The organism is Halanaerobium polyolivorans (assembly GCF_020711195.1).
GTDB lineage: Bacteria > Bacillota > Halanaerobiia > Halanaerobiales > Halanaerobiaceae > Halanaerobium > Halanaerobium polyolivorans.
The window spans coordinates 106,082-127,517 of record NZ_JAJFAT010000004.1 but is presented as its reverse complement, the minus strand read 5'-3'; the positions used below and the strand labels follow the sequence as shown (position 1 = coordinate 127,517).

Here is a 21,436-nt window from a genome sequence, read left to right as displayed (position 1 = left end):
AATGAGATTATCTTTTCCCTATATGGGACCAACTATAGTCTATGCTAAGCTTTTAGAACTGCTCGGCCATGAGGTAGTTATGCCTCCAAAACCAAATAAAGAAATCATTGATTTAGGAGTTAAGTATAGCCCTGAATTTGCCTGTTTTCCTTTTAAGGTGCTTACAGGAACTTATATAAAATTAATGGAAAAGGATGTAAAAAACTTTGTAACAAGTGGAGGGCATGGACCATGTCGTGCCGGTTATTACGGTGAAGTACATCAGAGAATACTTGAAGATTTAGGGTATGATGATGTTGAGATTATTGTTATCGATTCTATTCATGATGATTACAAATATTTTTATGATGTAGCAAAAAAACTTAAAGGAGATAGTTCATGGCTGCAGGTATATAAGGCGATTAGAATAGTCTATGATCTAACAAAGGCTATTGATGAGGTAGAAAAGCAGGTAGAAATTCTAAGAGCCTATCATGATAACTCCGTGATTAATAAAATTTGGATGGAAGCTGAAAAAGAATTTTATAAAATCAAAGATAGAAATGATGTAGAAAGGGTTAAGAATAAATATTTAGAAAAACTGAATCAATATTCAGATAAAATACCTGAAGAAAAAGACCGCTATAGAATTGGAATTATTGGTGAAATCTTTGTTATTCTTGAACATTCAATTAATTATCAAGTTGAAGAAAAGGTAAATCACTTTGGATTTGAAGTAGAAAGATCACTCTACTTATCTGACTGGATCAATGAAAATGTTATACCCTTTGCCGGAAAAGAAATTGAAGAAATTGAAGAATTAGGTGAAGAGTTTATTGAAATTCAAATTGGTGGTCATGCTCAGGAAAATATAGGCCACATTTTAGACTTTAAAAAGAAGGGCTTTGATGGTATTATACACATAAAGCCATTTGCATGTCTGCCTGAGTTAATCTCACAGAGTGTGATGGATGATCTATCAGAAAAATATGATATTCCAGTTTTAACAGTTTCAGTTGATGAACAAACAGCTGATGCAAATATATTAACCAGGATTGAAGCCTTTTTAGATATGATTAGAGAAAAAGACTATGAGGAGGTTGTGTAGATGAAAAATCTTTATCTGGGAGTTGATATTGGCTCTGTAAGTATCAATATAGTAGCTATAGATGAAGAAAATGAGCTAGTTTTTAAATTATATACCAGGAATTCTGGAAATCCAATTGATCTAGTAAAAAAAGGATTAAGCAAATTTGAAAGAGAGATAGAGCTAGATGAATATAAGATTAGTGGAGTTGGAGTTACTGGAAGTGGTAGACAGCTGATTGCCTATGTTTTAGGGGCAGATACTGTTAAAAATGAGATTACCGCTCATGCCAGGGCCTCAACCTATTATCATCCTGATGCAGGTACTATTTTTGAAATAGGTGGCCAGGACTCAAAGTTGATAATTGTGGAAAATGGAATTGCAGTTGATTTTGCCATGAATACAGTTTGTGCTGCTGGTACTGGTTCCTTTTTAGACCATCAGGCAGAAAGACTGGGAATTGCGATTGAAGATTTTGGTAGTCTGGCCCATGAAGCAGAAAGAGATGTAAGAATAGCAGGCCGCTGTACAGTCTTTGCTGAGTCAGATATGATCTCTAAACAGCAGTATGGTTTTACCAAGCCTGAAATAATAAAAGGATTGTCAGAAGCCCTGGTTAGAAACTATATGAACAACTTAGTTAGAAATAGGGTTTTAGAAGGGGAGTTTATATTCCAGGGTGGAGTTGCTGCCAACGAAGGAATTAAAGCTGCCTTTGAAGAAGAAATAGATTCTGAGGTTATAGTACCCAAACATTATGATGTGATGGGAGCAATAGGTATTGCCATGTTGGCCAAAAGAGATGTAAAAAGAAAAGGTGTGGAAAGTCAATTTAGAGGCTTTAATTTAACAGAAGAAGAATTTGAGACAAGTAGTTTTGAATGCAGTGATTGTGCAAATCATTGTGAAGTTATTCGGGTAATAGCTGATGATAAGGTAATTGCTGTAACCGGTGACCGCTGTGGTAAACATACTGCTGCCTCAATGACTGACAAGAATAGAAATCTCAAAAAAGATGAAAAAGATAGCACTAAAGAAAAAGAAGCTGAAAGTAAAGAAGAAATAGAAGAGGTTGACCTCTATAAAATTGATCCTGAGCAAGAACAGAAAGTAATGAAAGAGTTAGAAGAATTAGAAGAACAGGAAAGAGAAAAAGAAGAAGCAGAAGATAATGTATTACTATGATAAATAATGAGGTGGAGTATGGAGTATAGATTAGAAAGAGATAGTTTAGGTGAAGTAAAGGTTCCTAAAAACAAGTATTATGGTGCTCAGACTGCTAGAGCAGCTGCAAACTTTCCTATTGGTGAGCAAAAAATGCCGCTTGAAATAATTAGAGATTATGGGATTATAAAAAAAGCAGCTGGCTTGGCAAACTATGAACAGGGTTTAATTGATCAGGAAAAAAAAGAATATATAATTAAAGCCTGTGATGAACTAATTGCCGGGAAATTAGATGAACACTTTCCGATCTCTCTCTGGCAGACTGGCTCTGGTACTCAAACAAATATGAATGTTAATGAAGTACTTGCCAATAGAATATCTGAAATGGCAGGAGAGAAGTTGGGTTCAAAAAAACCGGTTCATCCTAATGACCACCTCAATATGTCTCAATCTACTAATGACACTTTTCCTACTGTTATGGCTGTTGCGGTAGTTAAAGAAACTGAAGATTTTTTAATAGAAATCCTGGAAGAGCTAAAGCAAGAATTAAAAAATAAGGCTGAAAAATACAAAGATTTAGCTAAGGTGGGAAGAACTCATCTCATGGATGCAACCCCAATAACCTTAGGCCAGGAGTTCGATTCTTTCCGGGCCCAGCTTGATGAAAGTCTGGAGATTTTAAAAGATAGTTTAAAATATTTAAAAAGACTGCCTATTGGTGGTACAGCAGTTGGAACCGGCTTAAATAGCAAAAAAGGTTTTGATAACTTAGTGGTTCAGTATATTAATTTAGAAACAGGAAAAGACTTTAAGGCTGCTGAAAATAAATCAGCAGGAATATCTGCCCATAATAATTTTATTAATTTTAGTGGGGTTTTAAAAACAATCGCTGCTTTTATGATGAAATTAGCAAATGATGTTCGCTGGCTGAGTTCTGGCCCGCGCTGTGGAATTGCTGAAATTAAAATTCCTAAAAACGAACCAGGCAGCTCTATTATGCCTGGTAAGGTTAATCCAACTCAGGCTGAGGCTCTTTTCCAGGCAGCAGCTCAAGTTATGGCTAATGATACAGCAGTTAATATTGGTGGCAGCAGCGGCAATTTTCAGTTAAATACTGCCAAACCATTAATAATTTACAATATACTGCAGTCGATCAGGTTAATAGGTGATAGTATAAGTTCATTTAATAAAAGGTGTTTAAAGGGTATAGAAGCTGATCAGGAGCAGATCAAAGAGTACCTCGAGCGGTCTTTAATGCTGGTAACAGCCCTTAATCCCATTATCGGCTATGATAAAGCAGCTGAAATAGCCCAAAAGGCTTATCAAGAAAATATTTCCTTAAAAGAAGCTGCAGTTCAACTCGATTATTTAAGTGCAGAAGAATTTGAAGAATATATAGACCCTGCTGCTATGACAGAGCCAAACCTTGATTAATTTTATTTTAAAAAAAGGAATAATTATCTAAAATGTTTAAAAGAGCAGTTTTCTGCTCTTTTCGTCATTTATTTACATTTATATAAAAAATACCACAAAATAAAGGATTTTTCTATTATATATTGAAATATAATAAAGAGTGAATTGACGGCAGAGAGACTAGCTTAAAAATAACAGAGCTTAGCTTACCTTCGTGTTACGAGCTTAGAAAGATATATGCGAAGGGAGCTGGATCTTAATGAAAAAGTTTTACGTTGCCATTACAACAGCATTAATTACTTTTGGTACTGCAATTTCAGTACTGGCAGAATCAAGTAGATGGGGTTAAAACTTAAGTAATACCTTTAACCTGTCCGTCATTCACTCAGCTTTAAATATATAAATAAAGTAATAGATAAAATAAGATATTAATTAACAGAGGATGTTTTAAGATGGATAAAAACTTAAAACTATATTTAAGCACAATTTTTGCAGCTGCCTTTTTAGTTTTTTTAAGGCTAGGCAGCAGCTATATATTTGATTTTGCTTTTAATGAGCTGCTTTTTTTTACTTTTGCTCTTTTAATATTAAGTAATATGAGCATGTTATTTAATAGTATTTCTAAGGTTATTACCTCAATGAACCTCCCGATTTTGCTGACGGCCTTTGTTGTCTTAAATCCTTTCTGGGCTGCAGTGGTCTCTGCTGTGGGTTCAACAGAATTTAAGAGCAGGGATAATGGTTTTGTCTGGTATAAATTTTTATTCAACAGAGCTGTCTTTTTCCTGGCAGCAGCAGCTGGTGCTTTAGCTTATAATTACACAAGAAATTATCTTGGTGGAGAAGGTTTCCCCTTTTCAGCCCTTTTGGCAGCAAGTCTAGTCTATTTTCTGGTAGATAATATCCTTGTTTATATAGTCTTATATCTGGCAGAAAATGATATTAAGCAAACCTCTTTGATCAATTATTTTTTCGAACTTTCTAAAAATTTAATTACATCATATTTTATCGGTATTATATTATTGGCTTCCTATATATATTTTGGTAAGGTCTTTTTTGCTCTGGTAATCGTATTATTATATGTGATTAAAGATTTCTTTTATTCACGTTTACAGCAAATCAACTCCTATACCCAGATTGTAGAGAGTTTCTTAAAGGTTATTGATTCTAAAGATCATTATACTGAAGGTCACTGTAAGCGGGTAGCATATTATACCTATCATCTTTGTAAACAGCTTGGTTTATCAAAAACCAAGTCTGAAAAAATAATTAATGTAGCTAAAATCCATGATATAGGTAAAATATATGTTAATGATGAAGTACTTAAAAGCTCTGATAAACTAAGTAATACTCAATATCAAGAAATAAAAAAACATGCGGTATATGGTTACCAACTTTTAAAAGATATAGATATACTAAAAGAAGAACTAGATGTTCTATTACACCATCATGAGCGTTGGGATGGTACAGGCTATCCTGATGGTATTGCCGAAAAAGAAATACCAATTGGAGCCAGGATATTAAATATTACAGATTCTTTTGATGTTATGACAACAGGAAGAAGCTATAAAGCACCATTAACAAAAATGGAAACAATTGAGGAGTTAGAGGTCTGTTCTGGCAGTCAATTTGATCCAGAAATTGCTGCAGAAATGATTAAATTGATAGAAGATGGACATTTTGATAACAGTTTCTTAAGAGAGGATTTAATTAGTGAGTACCAATTTTCTATAGAATATTAAATATGGGGGTCTGGCTTGGCTATGGAGAAGAAGATTAAGAATTTAATTCAGGAGTTAGATGGTGTGGTCTCATGTACTTTAACTGGTGGCAGTGAAGTAGACGAAATACATATTATTGCTGATAAAAAAAGAGACCCAAAAAGAATTGTCAGAGATGTAGAAACAGTTTTTTTGGTCCATAATGATCAAAAGATTGATCACAAAAAAATTAGTATTGCAAGAATAAGAAGTGATTTTTCTCAGGATATAGAGAAGATGGCTTCAAATAGGGTTGAATTAATTTCTGTTTACACCGAAAATAATCGTTCCCGCTGTATGGTAATAATGGAAATCAATGAAGAAAGAATAGAAGAGAGCTTTGAAGCTCAAGTTGGAGAGAGCATAGAAAAACTAATTGCCAGGTCAGTAATAGAAGTATTAAATAGATATTTTAAAATTGAAGGACGTTTGATTGTAGAAGATGTTTTTACTGTAAAAGGAAAAGAAGATTTGGTAATTGCGCAAATTTCTAAATTTGAAAAGCAGAGAAATCGACTGGCAGAAAAGTTGGTTGGAGCAGTTTATCTAGATAATAATATGGCTTTAGCAATTGCAAAAGCCTGTTTAAAAGCTGTCAACCGACAGTTAACAGCTTAATTAGCTGAGAAAATTTAATATTTTTAACTAACATCTTTAGGGATTCTTCTTTAAAGATGTTTTTTTATTATTTGACAAAGCAATATTTTTTTGCTAAACTATGAATGAATATTCATTCAAGGAGTTGATAGCTTTGGGCCAGGAAAATAAATTAAAGATTAGAAATGCTGCAGTTCAGGTTATATCTGAAAAAGGCTTTTATAATACAAGGATGTTAGATATTGCTGAAGAAGCAGAACTTGCCGTTGGTACCCTCTACAACTATTTTAAGAGCAAAGATGAAATTCTGGAATATATTTTTGCCAAAGAAATGGAAAGAAGAATGGAAATAATCGCTGAATTAAAAGCAAAAGATATTTCCACCAAAAAATTTCTTAAAGAATTTTTGGACAGACACTTTGAAGTATTAATCAGAAATCCTCATTTGGGTAGGGTTGTTGTCAGGGAAAAAGATTTTTCGGGTAGGGAAAAGTCAGGTAATATTCAGCAATTTATTGAAACATTGATTGAGGCCCTGGAAGATATATTTGTAGAAGCTTTAGCTAATTCTGAGATTAAAGATATTGATCCTCATTTGATGGCAGTTTTTTTCTTTGGAGCAATTCACGGAATGATTGAACATGCTCTAACTAAACCAGATATAATGATGCTGAAAAATGCGCCTCAATTTATCATGGAGAGAATAGAGCATATATTTATTAATTAGTTTTTAAAACTGTTTAATGAATGAATATTCATTCATAAATTAGCTTTAACGTGATATATATCATAGAAGTATTTAATTCGGAGTAATATACTAAAGATAGTTAAAAAAAGCAAAATTTTCAATACTCAAATTTTAAAAATCAATTTAATGGGTATAAAAAAGAAAGGATGATCAAGATGGAAATAATCAAATTAGAAGAACTAGAAGGTAAAAAGAACAAAAGAGGTGTAGTAGCAAAGGCAGTTTTAAAAAATGATAATGCTCAAGTGATGAACCTTATTTTAAGTCCAGGTGATCTTGTCCCACCACATCAGGTACCTGTTGATGTATTTTTCTATATTGTTGATGGAAAAGGAACTTTAAGTATTGGTGATGATTCGGCTGTTGTAGAAGCTGGTACAGTTATAACTTGTCCCCCAAATACTAAAATGAAACTTGAGGCAGATCGGGGAGAAAAATTTGAAGTTTTAAAGGTTAAAACACCTTCACTTTAGATTTTAAATTAGTGCCCATATAACTTTAGAAGCCGGCTGTTAGTGGCAGCTGGCTTTCTAATTCTTGTAAATGAATGATCATTCACCTATAAAGGGGTTAGATAAAATGATTAAAAAAATTACAGTTTTATTTTTGGTGTTTTTATCTTTGTTATTAGTACTAAGCAGTCTGCAGGCAGCAGAGCTTAAAGAATATAATTTAGAAAAATATCTAAATCAAGCCTTAGAAAAAAGTAGAGAACTTGAAGATTTTAAATTGGCTTTATTAGAAAAGGAAATTAATTTGAAAATGCAAAAAGCAGATCAGGAAGTGTCTCCTTCACCATTAGATTTAAGACAGGCAGAACTAGAATTAGAGTTAGCAAAAAAGGAATTAGAAAAGCAAAAAGCAGACTTAATTTATCTATACTTGAATGATTTTTTTAGTTATTACAAAAGCGAAAATTTAATTGCTATTCATCAAAGGTATCTAGAAACTTTTAAAATAGAATTTGCAAATATTCAAGAAAAATATGAAGAGGGTATCTTAATCAAATCAGATATTTTGCAGGCAGAGGTTGAGTTAAATAGGGCAGAAGCAAATTTAAAGGCTGCAGTTAGAAATCACAAGAAAATTGCCTTTAAATTAAAAGATAATCTTGATTTAAGTAATGATGTAGAATTAAAAATCCAATTTTCTGAAGCTGATCTAAAAGATTTTAGCTTAGATAAAAGTTTAGAATCATTACTTCAGCTGGCCTTAGATAATAGAATTGAGCTTCAATCAGCTGAGCTCAATAAAGAATTACAGCAGATAAATTATAGATTAGCTCAACAGCAATATAGTCCCAGATTGAAGGGGAAAAGAGCTGAAAATGAATATTTGAAAGCAAAAAATAACTTAAATTTAACAAAATCAAGGATTAAAATAGATCTTAATAATCATTATCAAGATTATCAGAAAACTAAAGCTGATATAGAAAGCAAAGCTAAACTCAAAGCAAGTTTTGAGGAAGCACTTAGAGTTAAAGAATTGTATTTTGAAGCAGATTATATTGGTGGAACTGAGTTATTAGAGGCACAAAATGATTTATATAATGCAGAAATAAATTATCTTCATACAAGGATTGATAATTACCTGGCCTTAGCAGAACTATATTTAAGTGCTGGTGATTTTAAGGAGCTGTTTATCTATGCTGAAAAATAAAATAATTAGAGCAGTATTAATACTTTTAATTATCTTTAGCAGCTTATTTTTTGCTTATGAAAATCTAAAGGCAGCTCAGATATTAGAATTAGATACTGCTTTAGAGCTGGCACTAAAAAACAATCGCAATCTAGAAGCAGCTAAAAATAAAGTTATTCAAGCTGAAAAACAGAGTCAAGCCGCAAAATCAATTATGAATTCGAAATTATTTGCTGAAAGCGCCTGGCAGAGTGAAGAATTAAATCAATCGGGTGATTTTATTGCTTCTTTAAACTATCAGAAATTATTGGCCCAATCAAAAGGAACCAAAGCAATCCTTGAGCAAGCAGAGTTAGAACTATTAATAGCCAAATTAATTTTTGATAAAAATCGAGAAGAAGTTCTGCATAATTTAATTAAACAGTATTATGCAATTTTAAGTATCAACGAAAAAATTGCAAGTCAAAAAGTGATAATTGAAGAAGCTGAATCACTTTATGCAGATGCAAAAGCACGTTATAAAGACGGTCTATTAACAGAGGCTGGTCTTTTAGAATTGGAAATTAACTTAGATAAAAGCTTAGAAGTGTTAAATAGCTTAAAAAATGAACAGCAGAGGTCAAAAGAACATTTAGCTAGACTAACTGCTTATGATGGGATCGATTTTGAAGTTCGGCCTCCAGAAAAAGAATTTGTCCTTAGAGAAACTGAGGAAGAGCTCTTAGCTAAAGCCTTAAATAACCGCAGTGATTATTTAACTCAGGGCTTAGAGAGGGAAATATTAAAAAGTGAAATAGAATATTTAGATAGTGAAAAAAGAGCGAATTTGAACTTAAGAGGAGAATATTTATTTGCAGATGGTCGAATAGAAGCAACTTTTAATGATAATTATCAGCTCAGTCTAAAAGGATCATTTGACACTATTGATAAAGAACTTGTTGATAGAGATATACTGCAGAGTCAAGAAGCGATTAAATTAGTAGATAACTTAAGTGAAGAAAGTGAATGGAAAGTAACAGCTTCTATTTCATATGAGTTTTCAGATGGAGGCAGAAAAAAAGCAGAAAGTGAAGCTTTAGCAGCTGCTTACAATGCTCTGCATTTGAAAATGGAAGATTTAGAAGCAGAATTCAAAATAGAAATCAAGCACTTGGAAAATAAGATTAGAGAAGCTGAAGAAAAGCTCTTAACTGCTGAAAAGAATTTAGAAAAAAGCAGATTAGAATATCAGAGTTCCAAAAATAGATTTGAACAGGGAGCAATCAATCAGAGTGAATTAACAAGTTCTCAACGACTATTTAGAGAGTCTGAAGATAATAAGATTAAAGCTGATTATAATTTATCATTAACTAAATTAGAGCTTCTTGCTTATTTAGAAATAATTTATCAAGAAAATTTTGCTCAGCAGTCTGGAGGAGATAGATGATGAAGAAAAATATAAAAAAATATTTGCTTATAGCTTTGATAATTGTACTTGGTATAGCTGCTTTATTATTTATAATTCAGCTTAGAAATAGAGAGGCAGAAAAGAGAGAAAAATTAGATTTAGGAGTAGCAGTAGAAACTTATCAGCTAAAAGAAGCTGATTTAGAAATAAGCTTAAATTATAGTGGTACAGTCAGTTATTTAAACAAAGCAAGAATTTCTCCCAAAATTGCAGGTGAAATTATAGATATTTATGTAGAGGAAGGCCAAGAAGTTGAGGCTGGAGAAGTTTTGGCTAAGCTAGATGATCGTGAGCTAAAAAATAATTTAAGCAAGGCAGAAATGGCAAAACAGGAAGCAGAGCTCGCATATAGAAAAGCAGAGCTGTCACTAGAAAACTCTAAAAATAACCTAGAACAGAGTAAAGCTGCTTTAAATAAAGCCAAAAGTGATTTAGTTCAATGGCGTAAAGACTATCAAAGAGACAAAAAATTATATGAAGAGGATGTTATTGCAAAAGTTAAATTTGAGCAAACAGCAACCCAATACCAAAAAGTAAGGTCAAGGGTTCAAAGCATGGAAGCAGCAGTTAAGAGTGCAAGAACAGCTATAAAAATCGCTGAGTCTGACCTAGAAATTATTCAAAGCCAATTAAGTAGGGCAGAAAGTGAACTAAATAATGCAGGAATCAGACTTGAAAACACAGAAATAAAAGCTCCTTTTTCCGGCGTGATTTTAGATAAGATTGCTGAAAAAGGAGAGTTTGCAGCTAGTTCTCAGCCTCTATTTATGGCTTCAAAATCTTTAGATCTGGTAGAGATAGAAAGTTATATTGGGATGAACGATCTCAGCAAAATTGATCTGGGTACTGAAGCTGAAATAACTTTCTCTAACCTCAAAGGTGAAAAATATAGAGCAGAGATTAGTGAAATTAGTCCTATCTCAAATCCTCAAAATAGAACAACAAAGATTAAATTTAAAGTTGAGAATAGAGAGCAGCATTTAAAGGATGGAATGGCAGCTTCTGTCAAAATAATTGCAGAAAGATTTGAAAATGAGCTCATTCTTCCCGAAAAAGCAGTTTTTGAATTTAGAGATCAAGCCCATGTTTATGTAATTAAAGATTCTAAAGCAGAGTTTAGAAAGGTTGAGCTAGGAAGTAGTGATGGTCATTCTACAGTTGTTAAGAGCGGCTTAGAAGAAAATGAGATTGTAGCAATTTCAAATATTAATGAGCTTAGAGATGGGGCAGCTGTGTATTTGGGTAGAGAAAAGAATGAGAATGGGGATGATTAAGTTATGACACTCTCTGATTTTTCGGTAAAAAATAAATATACAACATTTGCTGCTGTATTAGCGGTAATTTTACTGGGACTCTCTGCAGTTCTAGCCTTAAATATTCAACTAAATCCTGATATAGATCCCGTTATTGTTACAATACAAACTTTTTATCAGGGGGTTTCCGCCTCTGATATAGCAGAACAGATAAATGAACCTTTAGAAGAAGAACTTGCTACAATTGAAGGTATTGATAGTATAAGTTCTGATGCTATGGAAGGTGTTTCGATTATAACTGTTGAATTTGATTATGATCAGGATATAAATGTAGCAGCAGTTGATGTGCAAAATATAGTAAAGCAGATAAGAAATGAACTACCTGCAGATATAGATGAACCAGAGGTCAAGAAATTTAGTGCTGCAGATAGACCGATTTTAACTTTAGCAGTAAGTGGACCCCGTTCTGAAATTGATTTGAGAACATTGGCAGATAATCAATTGACAAATCGATTACAGCTTGTTAGTGGAGTTGCCAATATAGATGTATATGGGGGTAAGGTAAGAGAAATTCAAGTTGATGTAGACCGAGATAAATTAAATAGCTATAATATTTCAATAGCCCAAATTGTAAATAGATTAGACAGTGAAAATATAAACCTTGCCGGTGGTAGGCTGAGCAGAGCTGAGAGTGAATACTCTATTAGAACAATTGGTGAATATCAAAATTTAGCAGAGATGAAAAACTTGATAATTCACTCTCAGAACTCTCAGAATATATATCTGCGAGATATTGCAGAAGTAAATGATAGTTTTGCAGAATTAAGAAGTAAATACAGAGTTGATGGTGAAGAAACTGTAGCCATAAATATTCAAAAACAGCAGGATGCTAATACTGTACAAGTAGTTGATAATATTAAGGCAGAAATTGAGAATCTTGAAAGAGAATTTCCAGATTTAGAATTTCATATTACAGATGACCAATCAGATCTGGTTAGACTGGTAATTAATAATATGGCAAGTACTCTGCTGATCGGTGTTCTTTTAACAATACTAGTTATTTTCTTGTTTCTAGATAATTGGAGAAGTACCCTAGCAGTAACTATTTCTATTCCAACCACCTTTGTTTTAACCCTTGCTTTAATGAGAGCTTTTAACTTAAGTTTAAATATGGTTACTATGACAGGGTTAATTTTATCAATCGGGATGTTGGTAGATAATTCAATAGTGATAATTGAAAATGTGACCCGACATTTTGAAGAACTAAACAAATCTGCCTTTGAGGCAGCAGTTGATGGGACAAATGAAATGATTCTGGCTGTTATAGCAGGTACCACAACTTCGATGATTGTTTTAACTCCGGTAATGTTTATCGGTGGTTTTGTGCAGCAGATGTTTAGACCACTTTCAATGACATTATTATTTGCCTGGACAGGTTCTGTTTTGAGTTCTTTTACAATTGTACCCTTAATTTTATCACTTGTTTTAAAAGCTAGAGATCTTAAAGAATCCGCTCACAGCAGCTTTAATATTTTCAAAAAGATCACAGCTGCTTTTTCTGCAGCCCTTGATAAAAGCAAAGAATTATATTTAAAACTTTTAGAGAAGTCTTTAAATAATAGGGGGGTAGTAGTTACAGCTGCAGTGGTCTTATTAATCATAACTATAGCCTTGATTCCTCTGATTGGGGCTGAAATGACACCGGTTATGGATAGCGGTCAGAGCTATATTTCTATTGAGACCGAGGCCGGCTCATCTTTAGAAAAAACAGAAAGAATTTCTAAAGAAGTAGAGGCGATAGTAGAAAATATACCTGAGCTGATCATCTATTCTAATCAGCTAGGTTTTGAACCCGGTTCTGGAACCCAGGCTGTTACAGGTGCTAATGGAGTCCAGCAGTCATTTATGTCACTTATTTATGAAGACCGCAATAATAGGGATCGCTCCATTTGGGAAATTCAAAGTGAATTAAGGAATGAAATAGCAAAAATTCCCGGAATTAGAGCTTTTGTTGTCGAAGAAGCAGGCTCAACAGCTGTTTCAACTACTCAGGCACCTCTAGTTGTTAGAGTGAGTGGAAGAGACCCGGCTTTACTGGAAGAGATCGCTCAAGATCTGGCAGAAGAAATTAGGGCTGTTCCCGGAGCGACAAATATTAATCTGCGCTGGTCTTTAGATCATCCTGAATATTGGGTTAAGATAGATAAGCAAAGAGCAGCTGAACTCAATCTAAGCAGTAAAGAGATATCTCAGCAGATAGCTGCTTCTGCTAGAGGAATAGAAACCCAAAATGATTTTAAGCTTAAAGGTCAAAATAATGTTAATATTTTAGTTAAATATAGGGATGATCAGATTTATTCTCAGGCTAATTTAGAGGATATAATAATTATAACTCCTCAGGGAGAAAACCTTCCTTTAAGAGAATTAGCTGAAATAGAGATTCAAAGAGGTCCAAACCTTGTCAGCAGAGAAAACATGCAGTATACACTTGATATTTTAGGTTTTACGGAAGATAGAGCAATGAGCATGGTGACTTCTGATATAAATAGTATTTTGGAAGAATCTCCTTTGCCAAGTGGATATAATGCAGAGATAACTGGAGAACAGGATGATATGGAAGAAGCTATTGGTAGATTAGCAATCAGTTTAGTTTTTGCTATAGCCTTTATTTATCTGCTCTTAGTTTCTCAGTTTAAATCATTACTACATCCACTTACAATTATGCTTTCTCTACCTTTAGAGCTGATAGGTGTAGTTGCATTACTGCTGATAACAAATACCTATCTTTCTATGCCGGCTATAATGGGGGTAATTCTTCTTTCCGGTATTGCAGTAAATGATGCTATTCATTTAATTGAATTTATTATAGAAAGAGAAAAAGAGGGGATATCAACCTTTGATGCTATCTATGAAGGGGCTAAACTTCGTTTTAGACCAATATTAATGACTACCTTTTCTACCTTAGCAGGTATGACTCCTCTAGCCTTAGAATTAGCAGTTGGAACTGAACAGTATTCACCACTAGCAATAGTTGTGATGGGGGGACTATTTTCTTCAACAATGCTGCTTTTAATTATAGTTCCAGTTGTTTATTCACTATTTGAAGATCTTAAAGTTAAATTAGCAAAATAATAATTTTTAAACTAAGAGCCTATTTAATTAGGCTCTTTTTGCCTTTGCCTGGCATGAATATTTGCTAGTCTTTTGGACAAATTCATCTGAATTTCTGCTAGTAAGTTTAAAAATATTAAAATAAAAGCTAAAAAATATGAATATTCATTTAAATCTCTGCTAAAAAAACATATAATAGTCTTAACTTAATAATTTAGGAGGGCTTAAATTGAAATTTAATTTTCAGGACTATCCATTTAAATCACAGCGGATGGCAGCATTTTCAAAAAGAGGAATGGTTGCCAGCTCACAGGCTTTAGCTTCTCAGGCAGGATTAGAGATGCTCAAAAATGGTGGTAATGCAGTAGATGCTGCTGTTGCAGCGGCAGCCTGTTTAACAGTTGTTGAGCCTTGTTCTAATGGAATTGGCTCAGATGCATTTGCCATTGTTTGGATTGATAATCAACTTTATGGTTTAAACTCTAGTGGTCCGGCTCCTAAAGCAATTTCTGTTGAAGCTTTAAAAGCAAGAAATATTACAACAATGCCTAAATATGGCTTTATACCAGTAACAGTTTCTGGTGCACCTGCTGCCTGGGCAGAGCTCAATCAGCGTTTTGGCAGTTTATCACTGGAAAAATGTCTGGCTCCAGCAATAAATTATGCCGGTCAGGGTTTTGCAGTTACTCCTGTTACGGCAGCTGCCTGGCAGAAGGCGTTTAAAAAATATCAAAAAGAACTAAAGGGTCAAGAATTTGCAGAATGGTTTAAAATTTTTGCCCCTAATGGCTCAGCTCCTAAGGCAGGAGAGGTCTGGAAATCAGAAGCTCATGCCCAAAGTCTTAAGAAAATTGCTGCTACAAATGCCAAAAGTTTTTATCAGGGAGAGCTGGCCCAAAAAATAGTGGATTTTTCTAAGAAATATGGAGGCTTTCTAGAATTAGATGATTATGCAGATTTTAGTCCTGAATGGGTTGAAGCTTTGAGTGTAAATTACAGGGGTTATGATGTTTGGGAACTCCCTCCTAATGGTCAGGGGCTTGTTACTTTAATGGCCTTAAATATTCTCAAAAATTTTGATATCTCTGCTATGTCAGATATAGATAGATATCATAGAGCTATTGAAGCTTTAAAATTAGCTTTTTCAAGCGGGAAAAAATATATAACTGATAATAGGGATGTTGATTTTGACTATAAAGATTTTTTAAGAGCTGATTATGCTGAGCAGAGAAAAGAATTGATAACTGAGCAGGCTATTTCTCCGCTTCCAGGCACTTTGCCTGCTGGAGGTACAGTTTATCTGGCAGCAGCTGATAAAGCTGGAAACTATGTTTCATTTATACAGAGCAACTATCTGGGCTTTGGCTCAGGCCTGGTGGTACCTGATACAGGTATTGCACTTCAAAATAGGGGCCATAATTTTAGTCTTGACCCCAAAGCTCATAATGTACTTAAAGGTGGTAAAAGAAGCTATCATACTATAATCCCCGGTTTTTTGAGCAAAGATGGGAAAGCTATTGGACCTTTTGGTGTTATGGGAGGATTTATGCAGCCACAGGGCCAGCTTCAGCTTTTAATCAATACCATTGACTTAAACTTAAATCCCCAGGCTGCCCTAGATGCACCTCGCTGGCAGTGGCTGGAAGATAAAAAGCTAAAATTAGAGGCAGAATTCCCGCAAAGAGAGGCCAGATTACTTGCTGCTAAAGGACATGAGATAGAGCTTAGTTTGGATTCTAGCTCATTTGGTAAAGGACAGATGATTTGGCGTGATCATAAAAATGGAGTACTGATCGGAGGGACAGAAGCTAGAGCAGATGGTGCAGCTGCAGTTTATTAGCAGAGAAACAGATAAATTGCTTGATTAGATCACTTTAATAAGATAAAATAAGCAAAAGATCAATAAGCAATCAAGCAGCTAGGAGATGATAAGATGATCAAGGTTAGTATTGTAGGTGCTACCGGATATGTTGGCATCGAATTAATCAGGTTATTACAGCAGCATCCTGAAGTACAAATCAAGGATTTGATTTCAAAAAGTAATGCCAATAAAAAGCTGGTAGATGTTTATCCTCAATTTAGGGGTTCTAAATTAGAAAAACAAACTTTAATGGCTATTAAAGATTTTAAGCCGGAAGAAAGTGAGCTCATATTTACTGCTCTGCCCCATGGAGTATCACAGGATATTAGTTTTCAGTTGGTTAAATCAGGGACAAGGATAATTGATATGAGCGGTGATTTTCGCTATCATGAGATAGATATTTATGAAAAATGGTATGGAGTTGAACATAAGCATCCAGAACTTGCCAAAAAGGCAGTTTATGGACTGACAGAATTAAATAGAGCTCAAATAAAAGAGGCTCAACTTATTGCAAATCCAGGTTGTTATGTAACCGCATCTTTATTGGGGATTTTACCATTAATAGATTCTGATTTTATCAAAAGTGACTCTATAATTATCGATGCTAAATCCGGTGTCAGTGGAGCTGGAAGAAGTTTAAAGAGTAATCTACTTTTTTCAGAATGTCATAATACAATGAAAGCATATAGTCCGGCAGTCCACAGACATAGTTCAGAAATCGAATATATTTTAAATGAATTTTTAAGGGGTAGTTATGATAACAGAAGTTCTAAAAAGAGGGCTGAGGTGCTTTTTACACCTCATTTGATACCGATTAAAAGAGGAATTCTGGCCACAATTTATCTTGACTGCAGCCGTAAAAGCTCTGCTCGAGAAATTTATGATCTTTATGCTGATTTTTACGGAGAAGAAAAGTTTATTCAAATTTTAAAGGATGAACTACCAGAGGTCAAAAACGTAGCAGGCTCCAACTTTGCTCAAATTGGCTTTAAATATGATCAGAGAACTGATAGAATAATAGTAGTTTCCGTGCTGGATAATATGTTAAAAGGAGCTGCAGGTCAGGCAGTTCAAAATATGAATACTGTTTTTGCCTTTGCTGAAGATGCAGGGCTTGAGGCAACTGCATTATTCCCCTAAAATTTAAGCTAAGCAGAGAAATTTATAGTTAAAATTCAAGTATTCAATAATTTGAGGAGGAGAGTACAATAGAAGAACTAATCGAAAAGGCATATATTTTAATAGAAGCACTACCATATTTTAAAGACTATTATGGTAAAACTTTTGTGATTAAATATGGTGGTAGTATTATGGCTGATGAAAAACTGAAAAAGAATTTGATTGAGGATATTACCTTACTCAAATATGTTGGTATTAATCCTGTGGTTGTCCATGGGGGAGGCCCGGCAATCAATAAAACCCTGGATAGATTAAATATCAAGGCGAATTTTGTTGATGGATTAAGGGTAACTGATAAAGAAACAATGGAAATTGTAGAAATGGTTTTATCTGCCCAGATTAACAAAGAAATTGTATCTTTGATTAATCAAATGCAGGCTAGTGCTGTTGGTATTTCAGGTAAAGATGGTAATTTGATCAAAGCGGTTAAAAAGACTTTTGAAGCACCTGAAAAAGATCTAGGTTTTGTTGGTGAAGTAGATAAAATAAATCCAAAAATTGTGGAACAGCTGATCGAAGATGGTTATATACCTGTAATTGCTCCAATTGGAGTTAGTGAAAAAGGGGAAACTCTAAATATTAATGCTGATAGTGTGGCCGGGGAACTGGCTGTAGCTTTAAAGGCAGAAAAATTGATTTATTTAACTGATGTAGATGGAATTCGCTATGACCCTGAAGATGAAGACAGCAGGGTATCAAAATTGACATTTGCTGAAATTGATGAATGGATAGCAAAGAAAAAGATCAAGGGGGGAATGGTACCCAAGGTTAAAGGCTGTAAACATGCTGTTGACTCAGGTGTACTGAGAACCCATATTTTGAATGGTTTAGTACCACACCCACTTTTACTTGAGATCTTTACTGATCAGGGTGTAGGGACAATGATAATTAAAGAATAGGATTAAAGAATAAGTAAAGGAGTAGATAGTATGGAGATTGAAGAAATTATTCAAAGTGATAAAGAACATTTTATGACCGTTTATGGAGGTAGATATCCTCTTTATGTAGAAAAAGCAGAAGGCATTAAAATCCACAGTAAAGATGCTAAGGTATATCGTGATTTCTTATCTGGGATTGGTGTAAATTCTATTGGTTACAGTAATCAGCGCTTTAAGGCTGCTTTAAAAGATCAAATTGATAAAATTATTCACTGTTCAAATTTTTATTATATAGAGCCCCAGGCAGAGCTGCAGAAAAAATTATGTGATAACTCTGTATTTGATAGGGTCTTTTTTGCTAATAGTGGTTCTGAGGCTAATGAGGGTGCTTTAAAACTGGTCAGAAAGTATTTTAGAAAAAAAGGCAAAAAGAAATATGAAACCATAACTGCTGATAAATCATTTCACGGGAGAACTATGTCAACAGTAACTGCAACTGGTCAGGATAAATACAAAAAGCCATTTGCTCCTCTGCCAATAGGATTTAAAACCGTTCCTTTTAATGATTTAGAAGCTCTAAAAAATGCGGTTGGAGAAAAAACTGGAGCAATTATGCTGGAGCCAATTCAGGGTGAAGGAGGAATATATCCAGCTGAGCAGGAATATCTGGAAGGAGTCAGAGAATTATGTGATGAAAAGGATATACTGCTGATTTTTGATGAAGTCCAGTGTGGTATGGGTAGAACCGGTAAACTTTTTGCTTATCAGCACTATGGAGTTGAGCCAGATATTATTACCCTGGCAAAAGCACTTGGTGGTGGAGTACCCATTGGTGCATTTCTGGCTAAAGAAGAGGTTGCAGCAGCTTTTGAGCCGGGAGATCATGGAACTACCTTTGGTGGTAACCCTCTTGCAACTAGAGCTGCTTCTGAAGTGCTTGACATTATGTTAGAAGATGGTTATTTAGATAATGTCAAAAATATGGGTCAATATTTTAGTCAAGAACTTAATAAATTAATAGAGCGCAGTGATAAGCTAGTTGAATGGAGGGGCATTGGTTTAATGCTGGCCCTTGAGCTTGCTGAAGAACTTTCAGCCCAGGAACTGACTCAACTCTTATTTGAAAGAGGATTTTTGGTAAATGCTGTTAAAGACCATACCTTAAGATTTTTACCACCCTTTGTGCTTAAAAAAGAAGACATTGATTTATTAATAGAAAATATTGAAGAGATTATAAATTTTTAGTTGAATAAATATTTTGTTTGAGAGGCAGGGTTGCTATGAATAATTTGAATATGATTAAGGATTTAGTAAAAAAAGATAATAATCAGCAGAGTAAAATAAGCTATAGTATAGGAAGAAATGAAAAGTGCCCTTGTGGCAGCGGCAAAAAATTCAAAAAGTGCTGTGCACTTAATAATCCTCAATTAAGCCGTGAGGATTATTTTCAAAAAATAAAAGAGATAAAAGAGGAAGAAAAGTTAATTGACTTGCTTAAAGAGGCTGTAGAAAATTATCCTTTAGAACAGAGCTTTATCCTACCCTTAATTGTTTATTCTCTTCAGCACAGCAATTATCAAACAGCTATCAAATATCTTAAACATGCCTGGCAGCTGATGGGGACTGATTTAGATGAAGCATTTATTTCACCACTGATAAATATCATGGTGGATAAAGGTGAGCTAGAAAAAGCAGAAGCGATAATTAGAGACTCTTTAGCGGCAAAGGGAGAATCTATCCCCCTTTTAATTGCCCAGGCTGAGGTATATAAGGCAGACGAAAAAATGCAGAGGGTAAATGAGATCATAGATAGGGCAATGCAGCTTGATGCAGATAATTTACAGTTGATAGTTTTTAGACTTGAAACTTTAATGGATTTTGATGATGTTGTTAGTTCACTAGCACTTTATGAGAAATATTATGAGCAGCTTAAAGATTATAAGCAGATGCGGGTGATTGGTTTTTTAGATGACTTCATAGAAAAAAGATTTAATTTAAAAGAAAACCAGGAGCTAGGTGAAAAAGAAGCTTTAAAGGCTGCTCAAAAGATTTTTGCTGTATTTGAAGAAGTCGATAACTTAAATCTAAAAACTTCTGAGAGCAGAGCTAAAGAATTACTTGAAAAGATAAAAGATCTGCCTCCTAAAAATTCTCAAATTGTCTTAGATATTTTAGCTTATTATCTGACAGCTGAATTATATGATGAGTTTGAAGATTATGCCCAGGTGGTTAATAAAGTTCAAAAAGATAATCCTAATTATTTAAGGCTGCTATTTTTAAAATTCTATAATCAGGGAGAGCTAAAAAAAGCTTATCAATATATATCTCAAGCTTTTGAGCTTGAAAAAGCAAGAAAAGATGGCCATTTCCATAACTGGCAGGTGGCAGCTGATTATCTGCAGTTTATTGTTGATTACGGCAGCAGTAAAGATTTAAAGAATTTTATTGCTGATTTTGCTGTTTTGATTGCAGAAGATAAGGATCTGCTTTCTCATTTGATGCTGCTGCTGGAAAATAATAATTCTAAACAGTATAAAGATAAATTATTAAATAAAATTTTAGCAGTCTTAGAAGAGAGTGAAATCAAAAATATTGAGCAGAAAGATGTTTACAACAAACTCTTTTTCACAAAACTTTTAGAACTTGATATTAGAGAACGCGTTAATAAAAAAGCTGCCAAAAACAAGCTTAAAGAAATTGAAGAACTAAGTAGAACAGTTACAGAAGAGGAAGTAAATACTCCTGTTTTAAGTTATGCTAAACTGAGATTACTCAAATATCAGGCTGGCGATTTGAAAGAAGAGCAAGAAAAACTAATTGCTGCAGTTAAAAACTCAAAGGTAGAAAGTTATTATGATGCTATTGCTTATTATGAAACTATGCTGCGTTTTGCTGATCCAGCCCCAATCTTAACTGAAATACCTTATAGTAAATATTTAGATGATCAGCAGCTTGAATTTTATCGGCTGACAGCAGCCTTAAACTTAAGTTATTATGAAATAGCTTCTGAAATATTTTATAAGCAGTTTTTAGACAAGATTCAGCAAAATGAGCTTGCTTCATTTTTCATAAGTCTGCTCCGCTATTTTGATAAAGAAGAAATCTTAGAACACTTAGATAAGCTGAAGCTTAATGAAGAAATAGTTAATTATTTTATAGAAATGATGAATATCAAAAATAATTAGCTAAATACCCTTGTCAAAAGGGTAAATAATTACTATAATATAGCTATAACAGTAGGGGCGGAATTCAATTTTTGATACTGCACCCATAAAAACTGTTAAATCATTTTAGTTTGGTTCACCTGGATCAATGGACCGG

Annotated in this window: 15 protein-coding genes and 1 pseudogene; all 16 read left to right on the top strand. The window is 33.9% G+C overall.

The genetic code is table 11. The features are described from left to right. The first annotated feature begins 1 nt into the window (after position 1). The 16 genes and pseudogenes from LJ207_RS04220 to LJ207_RS04145 all read left to right on the top strand — a co-directional run bounded on the left by LJ207_RS04220 (position 2) and on the right by LJ207_RS04145 (position 21,300). Complete coding sequence (locus LJ207_RS04220) at positions 2 to 1,087, top strand: acyl-CoA dehydratase activase-related protein (protein WP_229344368.1); 1,086 nt, start codon at positions 2 to 4, stop codon at positions 1,085 to 1,087. Next, positions 1,088 to 2,041: pseudogene (locus LJ207_RS04215) on the top strand (acyl-CoA dehydratase activase); the annotation flags it as partial. Between the two features lie 228 nt (positions 2,042 to 2,269). Further along, positions 2,270 to 3,664, top strand: coding sequence for a class II fumarate hydratase (fumC, locus tag LJ207_RS04210; protein ID WP_229344365.1), 1,395 nt, complete (start codon positions 2,270 to 2,272; stop codon positions 3,662 to 3,664). Between the two features lie 431 nt (positions 3,665 to 4,095). Continuing rightward, positions 4,096 to 5,385 carry an HD-GYP domain-containing protein gene (locus tag LJ207_RS04205; RefSeq protein ID WP_229344363.1) on the top strand — a complete coding sequence of 430 codons (1,290 nt, stop codon included), beginning with the start codon at positions 4,096 to 4,098 and terminating at the stop codon, positions 5,383 to 5,385. Between the two features lie 21 nt (positions 5,386 to 5,406). After that, positions 5,407 to 6,021, top strand: coding sequence for a hypothetical protein (locus LJ207_RS04200; RefSeq protein WP_229344362.1), 615 nt, complete (start codon positions 5,407 to 5,409; stop codon positions 6,019 to 6,021). A gap of 133 nt (positions 6,022 to 6,154) precedes the next feature. After that, positions 6,155 to 6,727 (top strand): TetR/AcrR family transcriptional regulator, encoded by a 573-nt coding sequence (locus tag LJ207_RS04195; RefSeq protein WP_229344360.1) that lies wholly within the window; start codon positions 6,155 to 6,157, stop codon positions 6,725 to 6,727. A 176-nt stretch (positions 6,728 to 6,903) separates the two neighbouring features. Beyond that, on the top strand, positions 6,904 to 7,221 hold the full coding sequence (locus LJ207_RS04190) for a cupin domain-containing protein (protein ID WP_229344358.1): 318 nt from the start codon (positions 6,904 to 6,906) through the stop codon (positions 7,219 to 7,221). Positions 7,222 to 7,327: 106 nt separating this feature from the next. Beyond that, positions 7,328 to 8,407, top strand: coding sequence for a TolC family protein (locus tag LJ207_RS04185; protein ID WP_229344357.1), 1,080 nt, complete (start codon positions 7,328 to 7,330; stop codon positions 8,405 to 8,407). Next, on the top strand, positions 8,394 to 9,812 hold the full coding sequence (locus LJ207_RS04180) for a TolC family protein (protein WP_229344355.1): 1,419 nt from the start codon (positions 8,394 to 8,396) through the stop codon (positions 9,810 to 9,812). The genes LJ207_RS04185 and LJ207_RS04180 overlap by 14 nt, the downstream gene beginning before the upstream one ends. Continuing rightward, the gene (locus LJ207_RS04175; RefSeq protein WP_229344353.1) at positions 9,809 to 11,107 is read left to right on the top strand and encodes an efflux RND transporter periplasmic adaptor subunit; all 1,299 of its coding nucleotides are present in this window, start codon (positions 9,809 to 9,811) and stop codon (positions 11,105 to 11,107) included. Before LJ207_RS04180 ends, LJ207_RS04175 begins: the two co-directional genes overlap by 4 nt. Positions 11,108 to 11,110: 3 nt before the next feature. After that, positions 11,111 to 14,218, top strand: coding sequence for an efflux RND transporter permease subunit (locus LJ207_RS04170; RefSeq protein WP_229344351.1), 3,108 nt, complete (start codon positions 11,111 to 11,113; stop codon positions 14,216 to 14,218). Positions 14,219 to 14,426: 208 nt separating this feature from the next. Then, entirely contained in the window at positions 14,427 to 16,037 is a 1,611-nt protein-coding gene (locus LJ207_RS04165) for a gamma-glutamyltransferase family protein (protein WP_229344349.1), read from the top strand. Between the two features lie 93 nt (positions 16,038 to 16,130). Beyond that, positions 16,131 to 17,198, top strand: a complete 1,068-nt coding sequence (gene argC / locus LJ207_RS04160) for an N-acetyl-gamma-glutamyl-phosphate reductase (protein WP_229344347.1) — start codon at positions 16,131 to 16,133, stop codon at positions 17,196 to 17,198. A 68-nt stretch (positions 17,199 to 17,266) separates the two neighbouring features. Next, positions 17,267 to 18,136, top strand: a complete 870-nt coding sequence (gene argB / locus LJ207_RS04155) for an acetylglutamate kinase (RefSeq protein ID WP_369414160.1) — start codon at positions 17,267 to 17,269, stop codon at positions 18,134 to 18,136. 30 nt (positions 18,137 to 18,166) lie between these two features. Beyond that, positions 18,167 to 19,360, top strand: a complete 1,194-nt coding sequence (locus LJ207_RS04150) for an aspartate aminotransferase family protein (protein ID WP_229344344.1) — start codon at positions 18,167 to 18,169, stop codon at positions 19,358 to 19,360. Positions 19,361 to 19,395: 35 nt separating this feature from the next. Beyond that, positions 19,396 to 21,300 carry an SEC-C domain-containing protein gene (locus LJ207_RS04145; RefSeq protein WP_229344343.1) on the top strand — a complete coding sequence of 635 codons (1,905 nt, stop codon included), beginning with the start codon at positions 19,396 to 19,398 and terminating at the stop codon, positions 21,298 to 21,300. Positions 21,301 to 21,436: the final 136 nt, after the last annotated feature.

Coding starts and splice junctions, on each gene's coding strand:
- LJ207_RS04220 (WP_229344368.1), top strand. CDS start 2: ATGAGATTATCTTTTCCCTATATGGGACCAACTATAGTCTATGCTAAG.
- fumC (WP_229344365.1), top strand. CDS start 2,270: ATGGAGTATAGATTAGAAAGAGATAGTTTAGGTGAAGTAAAGGTTCCT.
- LJ207_RS04205 (WP_229344363.1), top strand. CDS start 4,096: ATGGATAAAAACTTAAAACTATATTTAAGCACAATTTTTGCAGCTGCC.
- LJ207_RS04200 (WP_229344362.1), top strand. CDS start 5,407: ATGGAGAAGAAGATTAAGAATTTAATTCAGGAGTTAGATGGTGTGGTC.
- LJ207_RS04190 (WP_229344358.1), top strand. CDS start 6,904: ATGGAAATAATCAAATTAGAAGAACTAGAAGGTAAAAAGAACAAAAGA.
- LJ207_RS04185 (WP_229344357.1), top strand. CDS start 7,328: ATGATTAAAAAAATTACAGTTTTATTTTTGGTGTTTTTATCTTTGTTA.
- LJ207_RS04180 (WP_229344355.1), top strand. CDS start 8,394: ATGCTGAAAAATAAAATAATTAGAGCAGTATTAATACTTTTAATTATC.
- LJ207_RS04175 (WP_229344353.1), top strand. CDS start 9,809: ATGATGAAGAAAAATATAAAAAAATATTTGCTTATAGCTTTGATAATT.
- LJ207_RS04170 (WP_229344351.1), top strand. CDS start 11,111: ATGACACTCTCTGATTTTTCGGTAAAAAATAAATATACAACATTTGCT.
- argC (WP_229344347.1), top strand. CDS start 16,131: ATGATCAAGGTTAGTATTGTAGGTGCTACCGGATATGTTGGCATCGAA.
- LJ207_RS04150 (WP_229344344.1), top strand. CDS start 18,167: ATGGAGATTGAAGAAATTATTCAAAGTGATAAAGAACATTTTATGACC.
- LJ207_RS04145 (WP_229344343.1), top strand. CDS start 19,396: ATGAATAATTTGAATATGATTAAGGATTTAGTAAAAAAAGATAATAAT.